At 63.5% G+C, this 20,376-nt stretch carries 17 protein-coding genes, 2 tRNA genes and 3 pseudogenes; 11 read left to right on the top strand and 11 right to left on the bottom strand.

The features are described from left to right. A pseudogene (locus CDV49_RS20285) lies at window positions 1-379 on the bottom strand (hypothetical protein); the annotation flags it as partial. A 76-nt stretch (window positions 380-455) separates the two neighbouring features. On the opposite strand from CDV49_RS20285, the pseudogene istA reads away from it, so the two are divergent. Continuing rightward, a pseudogene (gene istA / locus CDV49_RS15280) lies at window positions 456-1,955 on the top strand (IS21 family transposase). After that, window positions 1,945-2,738 (top strand): annotated as a pseudogene (istB, locus tag CDV49_RS15275) (IS21-like element helper ATPase IstB). Before istA ends, istB begins: the two co-directional pseudogenes overlap by 11 nt. A gap of 514 nt (window positions 2,739-3,252) precedes the next feature. Here the strand turns inward: istB and CDV49_RS15270 are convergent. The 5 genes from CDV49_RS15270 to CDV49_RS15250 form a co-directional block, all read right to left on the bottom strand. Beyond that, window positions 3,253-3,326, bottom strand: a tRNA-Cys gene (locus CDV49_RS15270). 94 nt (window positions 3,327-3,420) lie between these two features. Further along, complete coding sequence (locus CDV49_RS20945) at window positions 3,421-4,005, bottom strand: hypothetical protein (protein ID WP_088216262.1); 585 nt, start codon at window positions 4,003-4,005, stop codon at window positions 3,421-3,423. A 45-nt stretch (window positions 4,006-4,050) separates the two neighbouring features. Further along, window positions 4,051-4,491, bottom strand: a complete 441-nt coding sequence (locus tag CDV49_RS15260; protein WP_256947365.1) for a TniQ family protein — start codon at window positions 4,489-4,491, stop codon at window positions 4,051-4,053. 475 nt (window positions 4,492-4,966) lie between these two features. Continuing rightward, a tRNA-Arg gene (locus CDV49_RS15255) sits at window positions 4,967-5,042 on the bottom strand. Between the two features lie 76 nt (window positions 5,043-5,118). Continuing rightward, window positions 5,119-6,144 (bottom strand): LacI family DNA-binding transcriptional regulator, encoded by a 1,026-nt coding sequence (locus CDV49_RS15250; protein ID WP_088216260.1) that lies wholly within the window; start codon window positions 6,142-6,144, stop codon window positions 5,119-5,121. A gap of 160 nt (window positions 6,145-6,304) precedes the next feature. Between CDV49_RS15250 and CDV49_RS15245 the strand changes: the two genes are divergently transcribed. Further along, the gene (locus CDV49_RS15245; protein WP_088216259.1) at window positions 6,305-7,945 is read left to right on the top strand and encodes an acyl-CoA synthetase; all 1,641 of its coding nucleotides are present in this window, start codon (window positions 6,305-6,307) and stop codon (window positions 7,943-7,945) included. Here CDV49_RS15245 and gloA2 read toward each other — a convergent pair. Together gloA2 and CDV49_RS15235 are read right to left on the bottom strand one after the other, a co-directional pair. Continuing rightward, a complete protein-coding gene (gene gloA2 / locus CDV49_RS15240; protein ID WP_088216258.1) occupies window positions 7,914-8,324 on the bottom strand; it encodes an SMU1112c/YaeR family gloxylase I-like metalloprotein in 411 nt (136 codons plus the stop codon). The two genes, CDV49_RS15245 and gloA2, sit on opposite strands and share 32 nt — an antisense overlap. Beyond that, the gene (locus CDV49_RS15235) at window positions 8,321-9,523 is read right to left on the bottom strand and encodes an MFS transporter (RefSeq protein ID WP_088216257.1); all 1,203 of its coding nucleotides are present in this window, start codon (window positions 9,521-9,523) and stop codon (window positions 8,321-8,323) included. Before CDV49_RS15235 ends, gloA2 begins: the two co-directional genes overlap by 4 nt. 93 nt (window positions 9,524-9,616) lie before the next feature. Here CDV49_RS15235 and CDV49_RS15230 point away from each other — a divergent pair, with 93 nt between their 5' ends. The 7 genes from CDV49_RS15230 to pgi all read left to right on the top strand — a co-directional run bounded on the left by CDV49_RS15230 (window position 9,617) and on the right by pgi (window position 16,585). After that, a complete protein-coding gene (locus tag CDV49_RS15230; RefSeq protein ID WP_088216256.1) occupies window positions 9,617-10,261 on the top strand; it encodes a DNA-3-methyladenine glycosylase family protein in 645 nt (214 codons plus the stop codon). Beyond that, window positions 10,258-10,920: an alpha/beta hydrolase gene (locus tag CDV49_RS15225; RefSeq protein WP_088216255.1), complete on the top strand. Its 663-nt coding sequence runs from the start codon at window positions 10,258-10,260 to the stop codon at window positions 10,918-10,920. The genes CDV49_RS15230 and CDV49_RS15225 overlap by 4 nt, the downstream gene beginning before the upstream one ends. Before the next feature lie 231 nt (window positions 10,921-11,151). After that, a complete protein-coding gene (locus CDV49_RS15220) occupies window positions 11,152-11,736 on the top strand; it encodes an HNH endonuclease (protein WP_035740629.1) in 585 nt (194 codons plus the stop codon). A gap of 30 nt (window positions 11,737-11,766) precedes the next feature. Then, entirely contained in the window at window positions 11,767-12,717 is a 951-nt protein-coding gene (gene speB / locus CDV49_RS15215; RefSeq protein WP_088216254.1) for an agmatinase, read from the top strand. Window positions 12,718-12,823: 106 nt separating this feature from the next. Beyond that, window positions 12,824-14,281: a glucose-6-phosphate dehydrogenase gene (gene zwf / locus CDV49_RS15210; RefSeq protein ID WP_088216253.1), complete on the top strand. Its 1,458-nt coding sequence runs from the start codon at window positions 12,824-12,826 to the stop codon at window positions 14,279-14,281. A gap of 21 nt (window positions 14,282-14,302) precedes the next feature. After that, entirely contained in the window at window positions 14,303-14,971 is a 669-nt protein-coding gene (gene pgl, locus CDV49_RS15205; RefSeq protein WP_088216252.1) for a 6-phosphogluconolactonase, read from the top strand. Between the two features lie 3 nt (window positions 14,972-14,974). Beyond that, the gene (pgi, locus tag CDV49_RS15200) at window positions 14,975-16,585 is read left to right on the top strand and encodes a glucose-6-phosphate isomerase (protein ID WP_088216251.1); all 1,611 of its coding nucleotides are present in this window, start codon (window positions 14,975-14,977) and stop codon (window positions 16,583-16,585) included. A gap of 60 nt (window positions 16,586-16,645) precedes the next feature. Here pgi and CDV49_RS15195 read toward each other — a convergent pair whose 3' ends face one another. The 3 genes from CDV49_RS15195 to CDV49_RS15185 all read right to left on the bottom strand — a co-directional run bounded on the left by CDV49_RS15195 (window position 16,646) and on the right by CDV49_RS15185 (window position 19,135). Beyond that, window positions 16,646-17,128 (bottom strand): bactofilin family protein, encoded by a 483-nt coding sequence (locus CDV49_RS15195; RefSeq protein ID WP_088216250.1) that lies wholly within the window; start codon window positions 17,126-17,128, stop codon window positions 16,646-16,648. Continuing rightward, the gene (locus CDV49_RS15190; RefSeq protein WP_179209234.1) at window positions 17,118-18,455 is read right to left on the bottom strand and encodes a M23 family metallopeptidase; all 1,338 of its coding nucleotides are present in this window, start codon (window positions 18,453-18,455) and stop codon (window positions 17,118-17,120) included. Before CDV49_RS15190 ends, CDV49_RS15195 begins: the two co-directional genes overlap by 11 nt. 215 nt (window positions 18,456-18,670) lie before the next feature. Further along, window positions 18,671-19,135 carry a peroxiredoxin gene (locus tag CDV49_RS15185; RefSeq protein WP_088216248.1) on the bottom strand — a complete coding sequence of 155 codons (465 nt, stop codon included), beginning with the start codon at window positions 19,133-19,135 and terminating at the stop codon, window positions 18,671-18,673. Between the two features lie 127 nt (window positions 19,136-19,262). Here CDV49_RS15185 and CDV49_RS15180 point away from each other — a divergent pair, with 127 nt between their 5' ends. Then, window positions 19,263-20,183 carry a DMT family transporter gene (locus tag CDV49_RS15180; RefSeq protein ID WP_088216285.1) on the top strand — a complete coding sequence of 307 codons (921 nt, stop codon included), beginning with the start codon at window positions 19,263-19,265 and terminating at the stop codon, window positions 20,181-20,183. Window positions 20,184-20,376 lie beyond the last annotated feature (193 nt).

Genomic DNA, 20,376 nt, shown 5'->3' with positions numbered 1-20,376 from the left:
CAAATCCTGTCCCCGCAACCACTGATAACGACAAACCCGTAGCACCCGCTGCGGGTTTTGTTGTTTTTACAGTGTTTTCAATGGCTTGTCGCTCCGTCCAATTGAGGATCGTGCTCAATTCTCCATGTAGTGTTGCGTAGATTTCGCCGCGTTCCGGGCCGGGAGTGAGCGAAATCCGCTCGATCAAGCTACGCAGATTGTCGGCCGTTTCCTGCCGCTCTTCCGTGCGATTGAGCGCCTTCGTGAGTGATGCAATCTTCTTCGCATAGGTCGCCGAGGCGCTTGGCAGGATGTCCGGCGTGTCCTGAGGCGCTTCGTGTTGGTTTCCACGCAGAACTGAGCTGGTTAGGCGCGTAATTTCCATTGAGAATTGAGCCATGTGAACCTTCCCCCAACGCGGAGACCGACGGGGGCAACGGAGTGATCCACATGGGACTTTTAACATCATCCGTCGGATGGCGCTGCGTGAGAAGCAGTCGATTCGGGAGATCAGCCAGCGCACCGGGCTGTCGCGCAACACGATTGCGAAGTATCTGAACGCCGGTACGATCGAGCCAACGTTCACCATACCGGAACGATCGAGCAAGCTTGATCCATTTGCAGATAAGCGGGCGGCCTGGCTGAAGACCGAGGCCGGGAGGTCACGCAAACAGCATCGAACTCTAAAGCAGCTTCATGCCGATCTGGTGGTTCTCGGTTTTACCGGCTCCTATGGTCGGGTTGCCGCCTTCGCCCGTGATTGAGGGCTGACCGGCAACGTGAGCAGCAGACGACGGGCCGCGGCATATTCGTTCCGCTGTCTTTCCGCCCAGGCGAAGCATTCCGGTTCGATTGGAGCGAGGACTATGCCGTGATCGGCGGCGAGCGCACGAAGTTGCAGGTTGCATATATCAAGCTATAGCACAGTCGGGCTTTTCTGGTTAGGGCATACCTGCTGTAAACGCACGAGATGCTCTTCGACGCCCATTGGCATGGCTTCCGTGTGTTCGGCGGCGTGCCTGCTCGCGGCATCTACGATAACATGAAGACAGCGGTGGATCGCGTTGGCCGCGGCAAGGAGCGACAGGTCAACATACGGTTCCTTGCTATGACGAACCACTACATCTTTGCACCTGAGTTCTGCAATCCCGCCGCGGGTTTGGGAGAAAGGGCAGGTCGAGAAGAACGTTCAGGATGCTCGACCACGTTTGTGGCAACAGATGCCGGACTTTCCGGATCTGGCGGCATTGAATGTCTGGCTGGAACAGCATTGCCAGGACCTGTGGTGCGATACAGTGCACGGCACCTTGCCCGGCACGATCGCGGATGTTTGGGCTGATGAGCGGGTAGCATTCATGGCGCTCCCCGCTATGTTTGACGGCTTCGTCGAGCAGAGCAAGCGCGTCTCCCCCACCTGGCTGATCACCTTCGATCGGAACCGCTACAGCGTGCCTGCATCGTTTGCGAACCGACCCGTCAACCTGCGGATTTATCCCGAGCGGCTGGTCGTTGCGGCCGAGGGCAATATCCTCTGCAAGCATGACCGGATCATAGAACGCAGCCACGACAAACCGCCGAGGACGATTTGGCGGCATTACCTTGCGGTCATCCAGCGCAAACCCGGAGCGCTGCGCAATGGTGCGCCTTTCCTGGAGTTGCCGCTGGCCTTTCGACAGTTGCAGGACCAGATGCTGCGTCGCCTTGGCGGCGATCGTGAGATGGCCGATATCCTCGCTCTGGTGCTTCATCACGACGAACAGGTTGTGGTCAGGGCTGTGGAGCTGGCCCTGGATCAAGGCGTGCCAACCAAAACGCATGTGCTGAATCTGCTGCACATGCTGATTGACGGCAAAACGACCGACGGCCCCGACATCGACACGCCCCGGGCGCTGACCTTGGTGCGTGAACCCAAGGCCAACGTCGAACGCTATGATGGCCTGCGTGTCCGGATCGTGGGAGGTCGCCATGCGTCATGATCCCGCCAGCGCCGCCGTCGTCATCATGCTGCGTAGCCTGAAGATATATGGCATGTCTCAAGCGGTCACGGACCTGATCGAGCAAGGTGCTCCAGCCTTCGATACAGCCGTGCCGATCCTGTCCCAGGTGCTGAAAGCCGAGATGGCTGAGCGTGAGGTCCGGTCCATCGCCTATCACATGAAGGCTGCCCGCTTCCCGGCCTACAAGGACATCTCTGGCTACGACTTTGCCGCCAGCGAGATCAATGAAGCGACGGTGCGCCAGTTGCACCGATGCGAGTTTATCGACGGAGCGCAGAATATCGTGCTTGTAGGCGGACCGGGCACAGGAAAAACACATGTCACGACCGCCTCGGTGTCCAGGCGATAGAGCATCATCGCCGCAAGGTCCGCTTCTTCTCGACCATTGAGCTGGTCAATGCGCTTGAGCGGGAGAAGGCTAAAGGCAAGGCAGGTCAGATCGCTGAGACGCTGGTTCGGCTTGATCTGCTGATCCTCGATGAACTCGGATACCTTCCGTTCAGTGCCTCAGGCGGAGCGCTGCTCTTCCACCTGCTAAGCAAGCTCTACGAGCGCACAAGCGTCATCATCACCACCAACCTTAGTTTCAGCGAATGGGCCACCGTCTTCGCCGATGCCAAGATGACGACAGCTCTGCTCGACCGCCTGACCCACCGTTGCCATATCCTGAAAACAGGGAACGACAGCTTCCGCTTCAAGGCTAACTCGGCCGCCGCAGCGCACAAGAAAGGAGAAAAGGCCAACCCATTCACCAAAGCCTGATCAGAAAACCATACTTAGAGGTGGCTCACTTCCCGGGGGAAAAACCGGCTCAGTTCCGCGGGGAAACCAACAAGCTACCCCAATCGGAGGTCCGAACTGATTTCGGACCTCGAACTATGGCACTCCACCAACAGATCGACGTCCTGAGCGCCTAAGAGAGCCTTTCCGGCCTTTCACATCTGTTATGCAATGCTGGGCGCATGTCTGTCACCTGCCGCCCAGATGCAAGGAAATGCGCGCTGGATGCGTGATTTCCACCTCAAAAGCACGCACGAATTTCATCCGCCCGTGCAGCAACACTGGCGATGATTCGCAGATTTTCCATTGCTGATCAACGCCTTGGATTCGGCTCCCCCACGTGTCCTGCTACTGCCAAGGGCAGCCTCCCCCTACAGAGATGCGCGCGCGTCAGGCGCGAGAAAAACCCCAATGAACAGAACGAGACCGGAACAGCAACCTCATACCCCTATTGATACCCTAGGAGTGATCGTGTCCGTTAAGTGCTTGAAATATATGGAGGCGGGTACCGGAATCGAACCGGTCTTCACGGATTTGCAATCCGCTGCGTAACCTCTCCGCCAACCCGCCGGAAGCCTAGTTTGATTAGGTTTTTCGAGCGTGGGCGTCAAGCGGTTATCACTCCGGTTGTCACTTTCCCGTTCTGGTCTTGTTCGGTTTGCGGTCATTGGCGCTTCTCCCGCACTTGGCGGGCGCGCATGATTTGCCGTGCCTCGCCGGCATATTTGATGACCATCGCCTTCGTTGCAGGGCCGGAATAGGATAGCCGCCGCTGAGGACACGGAGTGCAACCTGCGTTTCCCCTGGGGCATCCCCAAAACCGGAGTTGCGGCGCCACAGGCCAGATGTGCAGAACCGCATCGCGCAGCACATCGCGGAAGATGTCGAAGCCCGGGTCATCTCGAAGGTGCGACTCGAGCGCGAAGATCGTCCCGCCATGAGCTGTCTTCACTGGATCCGCCACAGTATCCGCGCCCCGTGCGAGGTCGAGAAGGTATGTTCGGACCTCGTCAAGCCCTTCTCCGACGACGGTGAACGCTTTTGCAACTGCCCAACGCCGCTTCTGGATTGGATCATCTGATGCTGTGCCGCCCGCCATTCCTTCGCCGAATTTGCGGCAGAACGTAGCGCTGGCGGCGGCACCATGCGGGGCGAGCCAGGTCGCGTCGGGCTTGCCCAGCAGACGGTCGTCCAGCCAGGAATCGAAGGGGGTCGGGTCTATCTCGACTCCGTCCAGTTCGCCCGACAATATGGCATCAAGGATGGCTGACAGCTGAAACTGGAAATCGGGTCTTCACAGCAGTTCCTGCTCCGTCCACAGCGTCACAAGCAAACGGCGATGGCGCAGGCAAACGCAAACTTCGCGCATCTGCCAGTGACCCCGCATCACCATGGCGGAAAGCGGTTCCGCCGGATTGGTGGCAGCATCCTCACGCAAGCAGACCGGACAGCCCTGGACAGCAGGGTTGCGGAGCGCCCGCGATACGACGGGCTCACCCCGGAACTGCAGGCGAACATTGCCGATCGGCACGCCTGTCCAGGACAGCATTTCCTCCACTTCTGCAGCAGAAAGTTTTGCCCATCGCGCAAGCGCGTCAACCGCTGCTTCATCAGCCTGCAAGAACCGCTTCATCGAAACGCCGAGATCATAAGCCAGATCACCGGTCGTCACGCCCTTGGACGCAGCAAGCCGCGATAGGTAGGATGGCAGAGTCTCGCGGGGCGCGGTTCGCAGGTCGCAGGAGTTGCATCGCGGATCCTTTCGGCCGCTTATGATTCATTTCCCGCAGGAGGGGCACCACCGATCGTCGTGCCCCCGATGTGCGCCGGAGCACTGGGCGGAGGCACAAATCCAGATCAATTGGAATCGATGCTACACGAATCTCGGCCGTGCTTTACCTCCAGCTGCATCCAGATTGGTCGAGGCAAATACTCTGCCGATGCGGCTGGATCCGGCCATTGGGGCGACCGAATGGGTCAGCGGCACGCATCTTGGCAACGAGGTGGGGGCCGCTGCCTTTTCCTGACCTATACAGGGTATCGCCTGCAAAGACCCCTCGATCAGGCAATGATCCGATATTATTCAAATGAAATCAGAGAATTATAGGGTTTCCCCCATCTCATCCGTCGAATCCGCTTGACAGGGAGTGTGCAAACTTGTGCCCGTTTCGTGCAAACTTATGCCTCATTGGCAGCAGCACCGGGAGAAATGGCGGCCCCGACAGGATTCGAACCTGTGACCTACCGCTTAGGAGGCGGTCGCTCTATCCCCTGAGCTACGGGGCCGTGTGGTGGTTGTTGCGGAAAATGGCTGTCTGCGCAACCCCGTGGAGGGGTCAACGCCTTTCAACATGAGGATCTCTCAACGCGCGGGCCTGATCGTATCGCCGCGCAGGAGTTTCGGTGTCAGCTCGATGCGGACACCGGAAAGCCCGGTGGCGATGATTTCGGCGGCCTTCTCGCCGATTTCCCGACGACCGGCATCCATTGTGGCGAGACGGCAGGGTAGCCCTTGCAGCAGCTCTACCCCATTGAACCCCGCGAGCCCGATGCGGTTGGGCACGTCAAAGCCCTTTTCCAGGCACCAAAGCAGCCCGCCAGCGCCAATCATATCATTGGAATAATAGAGAAAATCTATATCAGGTGTCCGGTTCATGATGGCTTCGGTCATCTCCCGGCCCTTCAGCAGGGCGGAGCCGCCGGAGTAGAATTCCCGATCCGCCAGTGCGAGACCTGATTCCGCCAGCGCCTCCTCAAACCCCTCCATCCGCTTCCGTGCGCGGTGGTCATAGGGCATCTTGGTTCCCAGAAAGCCGATGCGGCGATAGCCCGATGCGATGATCGCTTCTGCCGTTTCCCGCCCCGCGCGCCGGTGCGAGATGCCGACGACGGAGTCCATCGGGTCGCCGTCCACATCCATGATCTCCACGATCGGAACGCCGGAATTGACCAGCATGGCACGGGCCGCGGGGCTGTGCTCCATCCCGGCGACGATGACGCCGGACGGCCGCCAGGAGAGCATTTCGTAGAGCACGCCCTCCTCCCGTTCATCGGAATAGTCGGTAACGCCCATCACGGGTTGCAGCGGTGTGCCGACGAGCCGGTCGGAGATCCCCGACAGCACCTCGGGAAACACCATGTTGGAGAGGGAAGGGATCACGACGGAGACCAGATTGACCCTCTGGGAAGCCAATGCGCCCGCGATGCGGTTCGGCACATATCCCAGCGCACGCGCCGCGGCGCGGACCTTTGCACGGGTCGCTTCCGAGACATCCCCCCGGTCGCGCAGCACGCGGCTCACCGTCATTTCGCTGACCCCGGAGGCTTCGGAAACGTCGCGTAGCGTCAGGGGGCGGCGGTTTTCCGGGGGCGCGTTGGTGTCTGACACGGGATAAGCTCTCCTCTATCCTGCATCTTTACTCCCCCGCCGTGTTTTCTCCAAGTAGGCAACCGCGAGGGCCCCGCGACCTGACGTTCCGCGACAGCCGCCCCTCTCGCCCTGCCGATTTTCGTGGTCTACACTGTGATCCGCTTCTGGGAGGAACGACATGTCATCAGCCTACGACCACTTTCTGGACCGCGGCCCGGCCAACCATCAGGCGCTTACGCCGATCTCCTTTCTGGAGCGTGCGGCGGCGGTTTACCCGGACAGGCTGGCCGTGGTGAACGGTGGCTTCAGGCTCACCTATGACGCGCTGTGGAAGCGTTGCCGCCGCCTTGCCTCCGCGCTGGCGCGACGCGGGATCGGACGGAGCGATACGGTGAGCGTGCTGCTCCCCAACGTGCCGCCCATGGTGGAGGCGCATTTCGGCGTGCCGATGACACGGGGGGTGCTGCATTCGATCAACACCCGGCTCGACGCGGCGATCATCGCCTTCCAGCTCGATCATGCGGAGTCGAAGGTTCTCATCGTGGACCGGGAGTTCGCCGACGTCGCGCGCGAGGCGCTGGCGATGGCGCAGGTCGATCCGCTGGTCATCTGCTATGACGACCCCGATTTCCCGGAGGATGGTCCCTATGCCAAGGGTCCGGCCATCGGCGAGATCGACTATGAGGCATTTCTCTCCGAAGGGTCGGAGGCGTTCGAGTGGCTTCCGCCGCAGGACGAATGGGACGCCATCGCGCTCAACTACACCTCTGGCACGACGGGCAATCCCAAGGGCGCCGTCTATCACCACCGGGGCGCGGCGCTCATGGCCTATGCCAACACGATCCATGCGGAGATGGGGCGCCATCCGGTCTATCTCTGGACGCTGCCGATGTTCCACTGCAATGGCTGGTGCTTCCCTTGGACGCTGGCCATTCAGGGCGGCACGCATGTCTGCCTGCGCTGGGTGCGGGCAAAGGCCATGTATGACGCGATTGCCGATCTTGGCGTGACGCATCTGTGCGGGGCGCCGATCGTCATGGCGACGCTGGTGAACGCCCGGCCGGAGGAGCGGCGGGATCTGCCCGGCACGGTGCGGTTCAACGTCGCCGGCGCACCCCCGCCCGAGGCGGTGATCGCCGCGATGGCGGAGGCGGGCTTTGCCGTCACGCATATCTACGGGCTGACGGAGACGTACGGGCCGTCGGTCGTCAACGAATGGCATGACGACTGGGACGCGCTGCCCGCTGCCGGCCAAGCGGCGCGGAAGGCGCGTCAGGGCGTGCGGTATCTGGCGCTGGAGGGGCTGTCGGTCCGCGATCCCCAGACGATGGAGCCGGTGCCCGCCGATGGTGAGACGCTGGGCGAGGTGATGTTCCGCGGCAATATCGTCATGAAGGGCTATCTGAAAAACCCCCACGCGACGGAGGAGTCCTTTGCGGGCGGATGGTTCCATTCCGGCGATCTCGGCGTCATGCACGCGGACGGCTATGTGCAGCTCAAGGACCGGTCGAAGGACATCATCATTTCGGGCGGGGAGAATATTTCCTCCATCGAGGTGGAGAACGTTCTCTATGCCCATCCCGCGGTGATGGTCTGTGCCGTGATCGCGCATCCCTCCGAAAAGTGGGGCGAGACGCCCGCCGCCTATGTGGAGCTGAAACCGGGGCAGACGGCGACGGAGCAGGAGATGCTCGACTGGTGCCGCCAGCACCTTGCGCGGTTCAAATGCCCGAGCGTGGTGATCTTCACTGACATCCCCCGCACTTCGACAGGCAAGGTGCAGAAGTTCAGGCTGCGGGAGCAGGCCAAGGTGGCGTGACCTCGTAAAGCTCGAGCGGCAGCCCGTCCGGGTCGCGGAAGAAGGTAAAGCGCGCGCCGGTGATGCCGTCGATGCGGATGGGTTCGCAGGCCACGCCCGCCGCGCTCAGGCGGTTCACGGCCTCGCCGATGTCCTCTGTCGCAAAGGCGAGATGGCGCAGCCCCTGCGCCTCCGGCCGGTCGGGGCGGGGCGGGGCGCCCGGAAAGGAGAAAAGCTCGATCTGTCCGCCTCCCGGCAGGGCGAGATCGAGCTTCCAGGACTGCCGCTCCGCCCGCCATGTTTCCGCGATGATGCTCAGCCCCAGCACCTCCGTGTAGAACGCGCGGGACCGGTCGTAATCGGCGCAGATGATGGCGACGTGGTGAAAGGCCCGGATCATGCCGCCTGCCGCCCGCTCCGCGCGAGCCAGACCAGCGCCCCGCCCGCGAGCAGCAGGAAGGGAAGCATGGCAAGGTTCACCGCGCTCCAGCCTCCCGCCGCGTTGCCTGCACCGGTGCAGTTCATCAGCCCGCCCGAGAACAGCGAGGCCATCGTCACGCCGCCGAACACCAGAAGATCGTTCAGCCCCTGCACGCGGCCCCGCTCCTCCGGCCTGTGGGAGCGAGTGAGCAGCGCCGTGGCGCCGATGAAGCCGAAGTTCCAGCCCACGCCCAGCAGGATCAGCGCCCCGAAGAAATGCGGCAGCGTCACCCCCGTCAGCGCCACTAGGCCGGCCCCGGTAAGGATCGCCAGCCCCGTGCCGATGATCGGTATGACCCCGAAGCGCGCGATCAGCGTTCCGGTGAAGAAGGACGGCACGAACATGGCCAGCACATGCGCGGTGATGATCCCCGACACTTCCCGTTGGCCGAAGCCGCAACCGATGACCGCCAGCGGGGTGGACGTCATCACGAGGTTCATCAACGCATAGGAAACCATGCCGCAGATCATGGCGACCACGATGGCGGGATTGCGCAGCAGCTCCCGCATCGGTCTGCCGCCCTCCGCTGCCTTGCGGGGTGGGGGCATGTCGAGAAAGGCGAACAGCAGCGAACCGGCAAGGTTCAGCACCACGATGATTAGATAGGAGGCGACGAATGGCACGACCAGCCCGAAGGCCGTCAGCGTCACCAGTTGCGGGCCGACGATCGCGCCCACAAGACCCGCCGCCATGACGCGGGAGATGGCGCGCGCCCGGTCGGCCTCCGCGCCTTCGTCCGCGGCGGCGAAGCGGTAGAAGCCCTGCGCCGACTGATAGATGCCGCTGAAGTAGCCGCCCAGCACCAGCAGCCAGAAGGAGGATGTCCAGAGCGCCACCGCCGCCAGCGCCGCGCCCACCGCCCCCGCCATCGCGCCCAGCACGAACCCCGCCGCCCGCCCCCGCCGCTGCATGAGCGGCGAGAGCCACGGCGCCGTGGTCATGGAGCCGAACACCATGGCCGAGATCGGCAGCGTGGCCCAGCAGGGGTTGCTGGCAAGGCTTTGCCCGGCCAGCCCCGCCATGGCGAAGATCATCGGCATCTGCGAGCCGAGGATCGCCTGCGCCGCGATGAGCAGGCGCACGTTCCGGCGGATGCGGGGGGAGGTGGTGTCGGCCATGGGCGATCCCTTGTTTTACCCAATGCGTAGTCCCGGTCCTTGCCGAAGGGAAGGTGGCTTGCGGAGGCCGAAGGCTCCGGCCATGATCGGCCCATGAACGATATCCGTGACATAGGCAGGCTCATTCTCATCGAGGATGACGTGGCGGAGGGGGCGGAATGGCTTGCCCTTCGTGATCCGCGCTTTGCCCGCGCGCTGGAACTGACGGGGCCGCTGCCGCTGCGCCGGCGGGCGGACGGGTTCCTGCCGCTCCTGGACGCCATCGTCAGCCAGCAGGTGAGCGTGGCGGCGGGGGATGCCATCATGGCCCGCCTCACCGCTGCGGGGCTGGTCACGCCGGAGGCCATTCTGCTGGCCGAGGATGACGCGCTCCGGGGGGCGGGGCTGTCGCGGCAGAAGGCGCGCTATGCCCGTGCGCTGGCGGAGGCGGCGATCGACTTCGACCTGCTGCGGGATGCCCCGCTGGAGGAGGTGGTCGCCACCCTCGTCGCCGTGCCCGGTATCGGTCGCTGGACGGCGGAGATCTATGCGATGTTCGCGCTTGGCCGTGCCGATGTCTTTGCGCCCGGCGATCTCGCGCTGCAGGAAGCCGCCCGGCTGCTGTTCGAGATGGAGGGCCGTCCCTCGGAAAAGGAGCTGCGCCGCATGTCCGAGGACTGGTCGCCCTGGCGGGGAGTTGCGGCCCGTCTGCTCTGGGCCTACTACCGGGTGGCCAAGCAGAGGGAGGGTATCAGATGACGCGCGATCTGGAATTCGGTCGGAAGGCCGCACGTTCGGGCAAGGCGAAAAGTCTTGTCGTCTTTCTGCACGGCTATGGCGCGGATGGTGCCGATCTGCTGGGGCTGGCCGAGCCGCTCGGCCCGCATCTGCCCGATACGGTGTTCGTCGCGCCCAACGCGCCGGAGCGCTCGCTGGGCAACCCTTTCGGCTACCAGTGGTTTCCCATCCCCCGGCTCGACGGCTCTCCGGAGGAAGTTGCACGGGTGAGCTTCGAGGCCGCCGTGGCCGATCTCGACGCCTTTCTGGATGCGAGACTCGCGGAGGAGGGGCTTTCTGCCTCCGCGCTGGCGCTGGTCGGCTTTTCGCAGGGCACGATGATGAGTCTGCACGTGGCGCCGCGCCGCAAGGCGCAGATGGCGGGCGTCGTCGGCTTCTCCGGCAGGCTGCTCCAGCCCGAGCGTCTTGCCGCCGAAACGGTCAGCCGGCCGCCCGTTCTGCTCGTCCATGGCGACCGGGACGAGATGGTTCCCTATGAGGATATGTCCCGCGCCGCCGACGCCCTGACCCATGCGGAGTTCGAGGTGTATACACATACCTCCCCCGGGGTGGGGCACGGGATCGCGCCCGATGGCCTGTCCGTCGCCATGCAGTTCCTCCGCAACGTGCTTCCCGTCTGAGCCTGCCGGGGACCGCAGCCGGGCGATCGGCCGGGGAAGCCCTTCCCGGAAAGCCTTGGCGGGAAGCTCGTCACGCAACTGTCACCGATTGCTGGCATTCCTTTGGCGAACCCACCGCATCGCGGGGCTTGCCTGATGGAGAACGCCAGATATAGTGACGCTGTCGGGGCGGTGCTCCTGCCCCCCCAAACCGGCTCTGCCCGGTGCTCCGCAGCAGGGAGTGTGGCGCGTATGGATGGCGATTTCAGGACGAGTTTCGTGCGGGAGCCGGCGTCGCTCAGGCATTTCCCGGCGCTGGTTCTGAATGCCGATTACCGCCCGCTGTCCTACTACCCCCTCTCGCTCTGGCCCTGGCAGGAGGCGGTGAAGGCGGTGTTTCTCGACAGGGTGTCCATCGTCGCGGAATACGACCAGACCGTGCGGAGCCAGAGGGCGCAGTTCCGAATACCCTCCGTCGTGGTGCTGAAAGAATTCGTCAAACCCCAGAAGCGCGTGGCTTTCACGCGCTTCAATCTTTTTCTGAGGGACGAATTCTGTTGCCAGTATTGCGGCTCGCGCGGGGATCTCACCTTCGATCATGTGGTTCCCCGCTCCCGTGGCGGGGTCACGAGCTGGGAAAACGTGGTGGCCGCCTGTTCCCCCTGCAACCTGCGCAAGGGCAACAAGTCGCTCAAACAGGCTGGAATGCGCCTCACCCGCCCGCCGAAACCGCCGACGGCGGATGAGATGCACAACCACGGTCGCCGTTTTCCGCCGAACCATCTTCACGAGACGTGGATGGACTTCCTATACTGGGATGCCGAACTGGACGCATAAGACGTCCGGCGGACCAGACACAGGGACATCATGACAGACAATTTCTTTCAGCCGGTCTCCGGCATGAGCCTGCCGCGCTTTGCCGGTGTGCCGACCTTCATGCGCCTGCCGTATGTGACGCCGGAGCATCCCCGCCGTGCGGATGTCGATATCGGCTTCATCGGCCTGCCGTGGGACGGGGGCACCTCCAATCGCCCCGGGGCGCGGCACGGGCCAAGGCAGGTCCGTGACGCCTCCACCATGATCCGGGCGCAGCATCCCGTCACCGGCCTCCGTCCGTTCGAGGCCCGGAACTGCGCCGATCTGGGCGATGTCGGGCCGAATCCCGTGGATACGACGGATACCCTCGCCCGCATCACGGAGGCCATCTCCCGCCTGCGCGCCACGGACATCCGGCCCATTTCGGTGGGCGGCGATCATCTCTGCACATTGCCGGTGCTGCGGGCGCTGGCGGCGGAGGGGCCTCTTGGTCTCGTGCATTTCGACAGCCATACCGATCTCTATCCGCCCTATTTCGGTGGCCGCGCCCTGACCCATGGCAACCCGTTCCGTGTCGCGGTGGAGGAGGGGCTTTTGGACCCGCAGCGCATGGTGCAGATCGGCATCCGGGGCACCTGCTATGACAGCGATGACATCGACTTCGCCCGTGCGAACGGCATCCGCATCATCCGCATCGAGGAATTCTTTGCCCGCGGCATTCCCGATGTCATGGCGGAGGCGCGCAGCATCGTGGGGGAGGAGCCGGCTTATCTCTCCTATGACATCGACTTCGTCGATCCGACCTTTGCCCCGGGCACCGGTACGCCCGAAGTGGGTGGGCCGAACGCATTTCAGGCGCTTTCCGTTGTGCGGGAACTGAGGGGGCTCACCTTCGCGGGCGCCGATCTGGTCGAGGTCTCGCCCCCCTTCGATCAGTCGGGTGGGACGGCCTGGCTCGCGGCCTCGCTGCTTTTCGAGATCCTCTGCGTGATGGCCGAATAGGACCGGCCGGTATCCCCACTTTCCATTAACCGCATGAATGCTACAGTCCGACTCGGAAATCGTTGGGGGAGGCGGTCTTTCCATCGTGCGGTCGCAAAGGAAGAAAATGGTCTCGCGTATCATCCCGGTCGATCCCTTCGACCTCGTGGTTTTCGGCGGAACGGGTGATCTCGCCCGTCGAAAGATCTTCCCGTCGCTTTACCGCCGCTTCCTGGATGGTCAGATGCCGGAAGGCGCGCGGGTCATCGGCGCTGCGCGCTCCTCCATGACGGAGGAGGAGTTTCGCGGCTTCGCCCGGGACGCCGTTCTTGAATTCGTGAACGGCGCGAAAAGCAATACGGATGCGCTGGACCGCTTCATCGCTCACCTGTCCTATGTGCCCATCGATGCGACGGGGGAGGAGGGATGGAAGGAGCTGGCCACCCGGATCCGCCCCGGCGTGGTGCATGCCTTTTACTTTTCCGTCGCGCCCAGCCTGTTCGGTGCGCTGGCGGAACGGCTGCACAACCACGGGATCGCTGATCGCGACAGCCGGATCGTGGTGGAAAAACCCTTCGGCCATGACCTGTCCACCGCGCGGGCGCTGAACGCCGTTCTGGCGCGGCATTTCGATGAAGGCCAGATCTACCGGATCGATCACTATCTGGGCAAGGAAACGGTGCAGAACCTGATGGCGGTGCGTTTCGCCAACATCCTGTTCGAGCCGCTGTGGAACGCCCAGTATGTCGATCACGTGCAGATCACCGTGGCCGAGACGGTCGGCGTCGCGGGGCGTGCAGGCTATTACGATGATGCGGGCGCCATGCGGGACATGGTGCAGAACCACATGATGCAGCTCCTCTGTCTCATCGCGATGGAGCCCCCCTATCACTTCGACCCCGATGCCGTGCGGGATGAGAAGCTGAAGGTGATCCGTGCATTGGATCCGGTGGGGTCGGAAGACATCGTTCGCGGGCAGTATACCGCGGCCAGCGGCATGGCGAGCTATCTTCAGGACATTCAGGCCGCCTCCAGCCGGACGGAGACCTTCATCGCGCTGCGCTGCCGGATCTCCAACTGGCGCTGGAAGGGCACGCCCTTCTACCTGCGCACCGGCAAGCGGCTGCGGGCCCGGACGTCGGAAATCGCGGTCGTCTTCAAGGAGCCGCCGCATTCGCTTTTCGACGAGGCCGAAGGCTGGCGCGCGAACACGCTGGTCATCCGTCTGCAACCGAATGAGGGCATCACGCTTGAAGTGATGATCAAGGAACCCGGGCCGGGCGGAATGCGTCTGGTTCAGGTGCCGCTCGACATGTCTTTCGCTGAGGCGCTGGGGGAGGAGGGGACCGATATGCCCGACGCCTACGAGCGCCTCATCATGGATGTGATCCGGGGCAACCAGACGCTGTTCATGCGCGGGGATGAGGTTGAGGCCGCCTGGGCCTGGGCCGACCCGGTCCTTGCGGCGGTCGAAGGGCGCGGCGACCGCCCGAACCTGTATGATCCCGGAAGCACTGGCCCGGAGGAGGCGCTGATGCTCATGCATCGGGATGGGCGCCGCTGGCGCGAGATGCGCACAGGCTGACCAAGCCGCAAGGAGGACGAGTTGGATTTCATCGACTATCCCGACCGCGCCCAATGGGCCGCCGGTGCTGCCGAAGCCATCGCCGCCGATCTGGAGGCCGCGCTTGAAACACAGGACCGCGTCACGCTTGCCGTGCCGGGGGGGACGACGCCCGGCCCGGTCTTTGACCTGCTGTCCGCCGTGCCCCTCGATTGGGCGCGGGTGACGGTCCTGCCTACGGACGAACGTCAGGTGCCCGAGGACTCCGACCGTTCCAACGCACGGCTGATCCGGGAGCGGCTGGTCACCGGGCCCGCCAGTTCGGCCGGTTTCCAGCCGCTTTGGGGCGAGGATGCGGAGACGGTGCGGGAAGCGGTTAGCGCGCTTCTCCCCATAGATGTCCTGCTGCTCGGCATGGGGGCGGATTTGCATGTCGCCTCCCTGTTTCCGGGGGCAGAGGGGCTGAAGGCCGCGTTTGCGCTCGATGCTCCCCCGGTGGTGGAAATCCGGGCCGCAGCGGCAGGCGAGCCGCGGGTGAGCCTGTCGGCGGAGGTTCTGGCGGATGCGCGGCAGGTGCATCTGCTGATCGCGGGCCACGACAAACGGAAGGCCCTGCAGGGCCTGCCGCAAGGCGGATCGGCGGGGGCAGGGGCGCTGAAGGCGCCTGTCGCCCTTGTGCTGGACCGCGCGCGCATTCACTGGTCGGAGTAAACTATGACGCTTTGGAAAGAGCTTTCCGCCTATCGGGAGAGCCACGAAGACCGCACGATCCTGTCGCTGCTGACCGATGAAAGGGTGGAGGAGTTCTCCATCCGGCTGGGCGACCTTCTGTTCGATTATTCCAAGACCAACCTCGACCATGAGGGGCGGGACCTGCTGCTGAAGCTCGCGCGGGAAACCGGCGTCATGGACCGGCGGGAAGCGATGTTCCGCGGGGACAAGATCAACGAAACCGAAGACCGCGCCGTCCTGCATACCGCGCTCCGCGATCTCGACCGGGAGGTTGTGGTTGACGGACAGGACGTGATGCCCGAGGTGCGGGAAACGCTGGACAGGATGTGCCGCTTTGCCGAGCATGTGCGATCCGGGCGGTTCCGCGTGGCAGGCCGCCGGGTGACGGATGTGGTCAACATCGGTATCGGTGGCTCCGATCTTGGCCCGGCGATGGCGACGATCGCGCTTCGGCCCTATCACACCGGGCCACGGGTGCATTTCGTCTCCAACGTCGATGGCGCGCATATCCACGATACGCTGGATGCGCTCGACCCCCATTCGACCCTGTTCATCGTCGCTTCCAAGACCTTCACGACGCAGGAGACGATGGCCAATGCGGAGGCCGCGCGCCGCTGGCTTTCGGGCACGGTCCTGGAGCCCGCAGGCCATTTCGTGGCGCTGTCCACCTCGCTGGAAAAGACCTGCGCCTTTGGTATCCCGGAGGAGCGGGTCTTCGGATTCGAGGATTGGGTGGGCGGGCGCTACTCGATGTGGGGGCCGATCGGCCTCAGCCTGATGATCGCCATCGGCAGCGAGAGTTTCCGGCGCTTCCTCGCCGGTGGTCAGTCGATGGACGAGCATTTCCGCACCGCGCCGCTGGTCGACAATATCCCCGTCATGCTGGCCTTGATCGGCATCTGGCATGCGCAGGTCTGCGGCTATGCGACCCGCGCCGTGCTGCCCTATGATCAGCGCCTGTCGCGACTGGCCGCCTACCTCCAGCAGCTCGACATGGAGTCGAACGGCAAGCGGGTGCGGATGGATGGCTCGGATCTCACGGTGAACTCCGGCCCGATCGTCTGGGGGGAGCCGGGAACCAACGGGCAGCACGCCTTCTTCCAGCTCATCCATCAGGGAACGCGCATCGTGCCTTGCGAATTCCTTGTTGCAGCAGAGGGGCACGAGCCGGAGTACAACTATCAGCACCAGCTTCTCATCTCCAACTGTCTTGCGCAGGCGGAGGCGCTTGTCCGGGGGCGGAGCCTTGAGGAGGCGCGTGCGAAGGTGGCCGCCCAAGGGTTGACGGGAGCGGAACTGGAGCGGCAGGCGCGCCACCGGGTATTCGTGGGCAACCGTCCCTCCACCACGCTGATCTATCGGCTGCTCACCCCCTTTGTGTTGGGCCAGATCATCGCCCTTTATGAGCACCGCGTGTTTGTGGAAGGGGTTATCCTTGGCATAAACAGTTTCGACCAATGGGGTGTGGAGCTGGGCAAGGAGCTTGCCGCGACGCTGGTTCCCGTGGTTCAGGGCAAACAGGGCGCGGAAAAGCGTGACGCATCCACGCGGATGCTGGTGAACTACATCCGGGATTCCGCCCAATCCCGCTGATCTAGAAAATGCAAAAGGCGCCCCGAGAGGCGCCTTTTCGAACTTCAGCGTGAAGCGTGTTCAGACCGCGTCAACGGCGCCGGGTGCCGCAAGGGCTGCCGGTTTGCCGTTGGAGAGCGGGTCTTCCTGCCGCTGCACGGAACCTTCGAAATGCGCACCGGATTCGATGGCGATGGTCTTGTGGATGATGTCGCCTTCCACCCGTGCGGTGGAGGTCAGGCGGACTTTCAGGCCACGGACCCGCCCGATCACTCGGCCGTTGATGACGATATCGTCCGCGACGATCTCCCCCTTGATCGTGGCTTGTTCCCCCACGGTCAGCAGATGGGCGCGGATGTCACCCTCCACATTCGCTTCGACCTGAATGTCGCCGCTCGTCTTGATGTTGCCCGTCACCGTCAGGTCGGAAGAGAGAACCGAGGCGGGAGGTTTGGTCTTGGGGGTCGTGCTTGCGTAGTCCATGCTGCCTTTCGCGACCGGAACATCCGCTGCGGGCTCTGTGGCCTTCGGTCCCGGTTCCTGAATCCTGCTCTTAGAAAACATCTTGTGCCGCCTTGATGTAGGTCATCGGGTTCACAGGGGTTCCGCCGACGCGCACCTCATAATGCAGATGGGTGCCGGTCGAGCGTCCTGTACTGCCCATATCACCGATCCGGTCCCCGCGCGACACCTTTTGCCCGACCTTCACGCGGATTTTGGACATGTGGCCATAGCGGGTTTCCAGGCCGAAATCGTGCTGGATCTTGACCAGATTACCATAGCCCGACGCCCAGCCGGCAAAGGTGACGACCCCTTCGCCGGTGGAAAGAATGGGACTCCCGTGCGCGCCGGCCATATCCACCCCGTCATGCCGCGCGCGGCTCTTGCGGAACGGGTCGGAGCGTCCGCCAAAGCCGGAGCTGTAACGGAACGCGGTCTGGAGGGGGAGCGCAAAGGGCACCTTCTCCGCCGCCATACGGTAGAGGTTGATCTGGTCGAGCGAGCCGAGCACACCATTGGCCCGCTCGGTATCCGCGTCGAGGGGGGAGCTTTTGGTGGAAATCCCCATCGGCACCAGCGGCCCGCCTTGGCCGTTGTAGCCGCGCTTCACCTCTGTGATGACCTTGCTGGCCGACAGTCCCACCGACTTGAACATCTTGTCCAGCGGTTCCATGGAAACGCTGACCGCCTCTTCCAGCCGTGCGAAGATCTGCTCGTTGCGATCCTGCATCAGCCGCTTTTCAAGGGCGAGCATGTCCGCCTGCTGCTGGGCTTCCGTCGCCTGCTGGGAGAGTTTGTCCCGCTCTGAGGCAGTCGTGCTGAGCGCGGCGGTGAGATAGTCGAGCGTGCGCCGCTCATCCTCAAGCCGGGCGGCGGTCAGGCCCTCGTCCTGCTTCTGATCGACTTCCGTCTGGAGCAGGGCAAGCTGGGTGCGCGCATCGTCGCGCTCCGTAAGGGCCTTGCGCAGCGACTGGCGCACCACTTCAAGCCCGGTTTCCAGTTCCTTGCGACGGTCTTCGGAGGACAGGAGCGCCGTCTGCATATCGGAGACACCGCCGAGAGCGACATTGAACCGCTCGTGTGCCGCAGATGCTTCCGCCGCCCGCTGATCCCGTTCTTCCGACAGGTCGTTCAGCCGGGCCTCATAGACCATCTGCTCCCGCCGGGCCTGCTCCCGGACACCGCCCGCCCCGATGGCATCCATCACGAACACTGCAGAGGACAGGATCGTCCAGCCGACAACCAGGGTGGTCCCGGCAAGCAGAGCCGCCTGTGTCAGCGGGCGGAGGCGGATGAACCGCGTTTCCGTGTCGGATTTCAGGAAGACCCGTTTCTCGGGCAGGCGGCGCTCAAGCGCGGCATTCAGTCGGTTGGTCAGACGCCCCGTCACACTACTGTCCCGTATGTCGTTTTCAGTAAGGAGGGTGAAGGCCACTTCCGGGGCTTCACATCCCCGGTCCTTACTGGCGATGGGATGGACGAGCAACAATCCACGACATTTCATGGCGCCGTCTTGCCAAAGGGGGGTTATTGTCGGCGAGATCTTGCCGGTTTCATTCGGTCGTGCAGATTATCAGTAAATCGTTGCAGGAGAATCACTTGCTTCTAACGCAACTCCTGCGCGGCTTTCAGCACCTCCGCCGCGTGGTCGGCGACCTTCACTTTCGGCCACACCCTTGCGACCTTTCCACCACCGTCGATCAGGAAGGTCGCCCGCGTCAGACCCATGAAGGTGCGGCCGTACATCTTCTTCTCGCCCCAGACCCCGTAGCGCTCCGCCGTGTCGCCCTCCGCATCGGAGGCCAGCAGCACGGACAGGCCATGCTTCCGGGCGAACTTCTCATGCGCAGCGACTGGATCCTTGGAAATGGCGATGACCGTCGTCCCTGCCGCGTCGAAATCCGGCAGCAGGGCCGAGAAATCGAGCGCCTCCGTCGTGCAGCCGGGTGTGTCTGCCTTGGGGTAGAAATACACGACCACCTTGCGCGGGCGCAGGGCCGAAAGCGTCACGCTGCTCCCGTCGCTCAGCGGCAAGGTGAAATCCGGGGCGGGCTGGCCAGCTTCGATCATGGCATTCTCCTCACGGGGCGGATGCTAGCGTGGCTTTGCTGCAAGAGCTATCCGAAAGATGGAATGCGTGCTTGATCGTCCGACCGAATCGTCGCAAGCCAAAGGGGCAAGGCTCCCGGATTTTTCCATGAACGTGTTCTACGGCATCGGCCTCAAGATCGCCTCGGTGCTGCTCTTCATCGTGATGCTCGCGCTTGTCAAAGCCACGACGGAGCATGTGCCCACCGGGCAGATCGTGTTTTTCCGGTCCTTCTTCGCAGTCCTTGTCATCGTGATCTGGCTGGGCGCGACAAAGCAGCTCGGCGTGGGCCTGCGCACGAAAAACCCCTTCGGGCATTTGTGGCGCGGCGTGATCGGCACCGCTTCCATGACGCTCAACTTCTGGTCGGCGGGCCTTCTGCCGCTGCCGGAGGTCACGGCGATCGGCTATGCCGCGCCCCTGCTGACCGTGGTTTTCGCCTCGCTCTTTCTGGGGGAGGTGGTGCGGGGGTTCCGCATCTCCTGCGTGCTCCTCGGGCTGGCGGGCGTGCTGATCGTCCTGTCGCCGCGGCTTTCCGCCTTCGGGAGCGGCATGCTGTCGGAGCGGGAGACCGCGGGCGCCTTCATCGCGCTGGGAAGCGCCACCTGCGCGGCGCTGGTGCAGGTGCTGCTCCGGCGGCTGGTGGTGACGGAATCCGTCTCCGCCATCGTGTTCTACTTCTCGCTGTTTTCCACCCTGCTGTCGCTTTTGACCATTCCCGGGTGGGTGGTGCCGACGCGGACGGAGTTCTGGCTGCTCGTCATGGCGGGCCTGCTGGGCGGGGTCGCGCAGATCTTCATCACCACCGCCTATCGCTATGCCGATGCCTCGGTCGTGGCGCCGTTCGAATATGTCTCGATGATCTTCGCGCTGGCGATCGGGTACATGTTCTTCGGTGAAGTGCCGACGCTGACGATGCTCTGGGGGGCATCGCTGGTGGTCACGGCAGGGCTGCTCATCATATGGCGGGAGCGGCAGCTTGGGCTTGAGCGCAAGCGTCAGCGGCAGGCCGCCACGCCGGCCGGCTGACAGGCTGCGGAAGCGACTCTGCTGGGGAAGTTGCCCCGGGAACACCCCGAGAGATTTCGTCGGATAGCGAACGATTCTTGCGCCGGCGCGGATCTCGATGCCGTCTTCCGCAGCCGCCTGACAGGCTGCTGTAAAAGCTCTGAAAATCGGGATCAGCCGCGGAATCACCAGGAATGCCATGGATTTCGGGCTG

It is taken from the genome of Haematobacter genomosp. 1 (assembly GCF_002196855.1).
In the GTDB taxonomy this organism is placed as follows: Bacteria; Pseudomonadota; Alphaproteobacteria; order Rhodobacterales; family Rhodobacteraceae; genus Haematobacter.
The sequence above is the reverse complement of the archived record's forward strand: the minus strand, read 5'-3'. Positions and strand labels throughout refer to the sequence as shown.

What these genes read in the sequence shown, in the direction of transcription:
- CDV49_RS15230 (WP_088216256.1), top strand. Translation starts at nt 9,617, where the DNA reads ATGAACGATATCCGTGACATAGGCAGGCTCATTCTCATCGAGGATGAC.
- pgi (WP_088216251.1), top strand. Translation starts at nt 14,975, where the DNA reads ATGACGCTTTGGAAAGAGCTTTCCGCCTATCGGGAGAGCCACGAAGAC.
- gloA2 (WP_088216258.1), bottom strand. Translation starts at nt 8,324, where the DNA reads ATGATCCGGGCCTTTCACCACGTCGCCATCATCTGCGCCGATTACGAC.
- speB (WP_088216254.1), top strand. Translation starts at nt 11,767, where the DNA reads ATGACAGACAATTTCTTTCAGCCGGTCTCCGGCATGAGCCTGCCGCGC.
- CDV49_RS15225 (WP_088216255.1), top strand. Translation starts at nt 10,258, where the DNA reads ATGACGCGCGATCTGGAATTCGGTCGGAAGGCCGCACGTTCGGGCAAG.
- CDV49_RS15180 (WP_088216285.1), top strand. Translation starts at nt 19,263, where the DNA reads ATGAACGTGTTCTACGGCATCGGCCTCAAGATCGCCTCGGTGCTGCTC.
- CDV49_RS15220 (WP_035740629.1), top strand. Translation starts at nt 11,152, where the DNA reads ATGGATGGCGATTTCAGGACGAGTTTCGTGCGGGAGCCGGCGTCGCTC.
- zwf (WP_088216253.1), top strand. Translation starts at nt 12,824, where the DNA reads ATGGTCTCGCGTATCATCCCGGTCGATCCCTTCGACCTCGTGGTTTTC.
- CDV49_RS15185 (WP_088216248.1), bottom strand. Translation starts at nt 19,135, where the DNA reads ATGATCGAAGCTGGCCAGCCCGCCCCGGATTTCACCTTGCCGCTGAGC.
- CDV49_RS15195 (WP_088216250.1), bottom strand. Translation starts at nt 17,128, where the DNA reads ATGTTTTCTAAGAGCAGGATTCAGGAACCGGGACCGAAGGCCACAGAG.
- CDV49_RS15245 (WP_088216259.1), top strand. Translation starts at nt 6,305, where the DNA reads ATGTCATCAGCCTACGACCACTTTCTGGACCGCGGCCCGGCCAACCAT.
- CDV49_RS15235 (WP_088216257.1), bottom strand. Translation starts at nt 9,523, where the DNA reads ATGGCCGACACCACCTCCCCCCGCATCCGCCGGAACGTGCGCCTGCTC.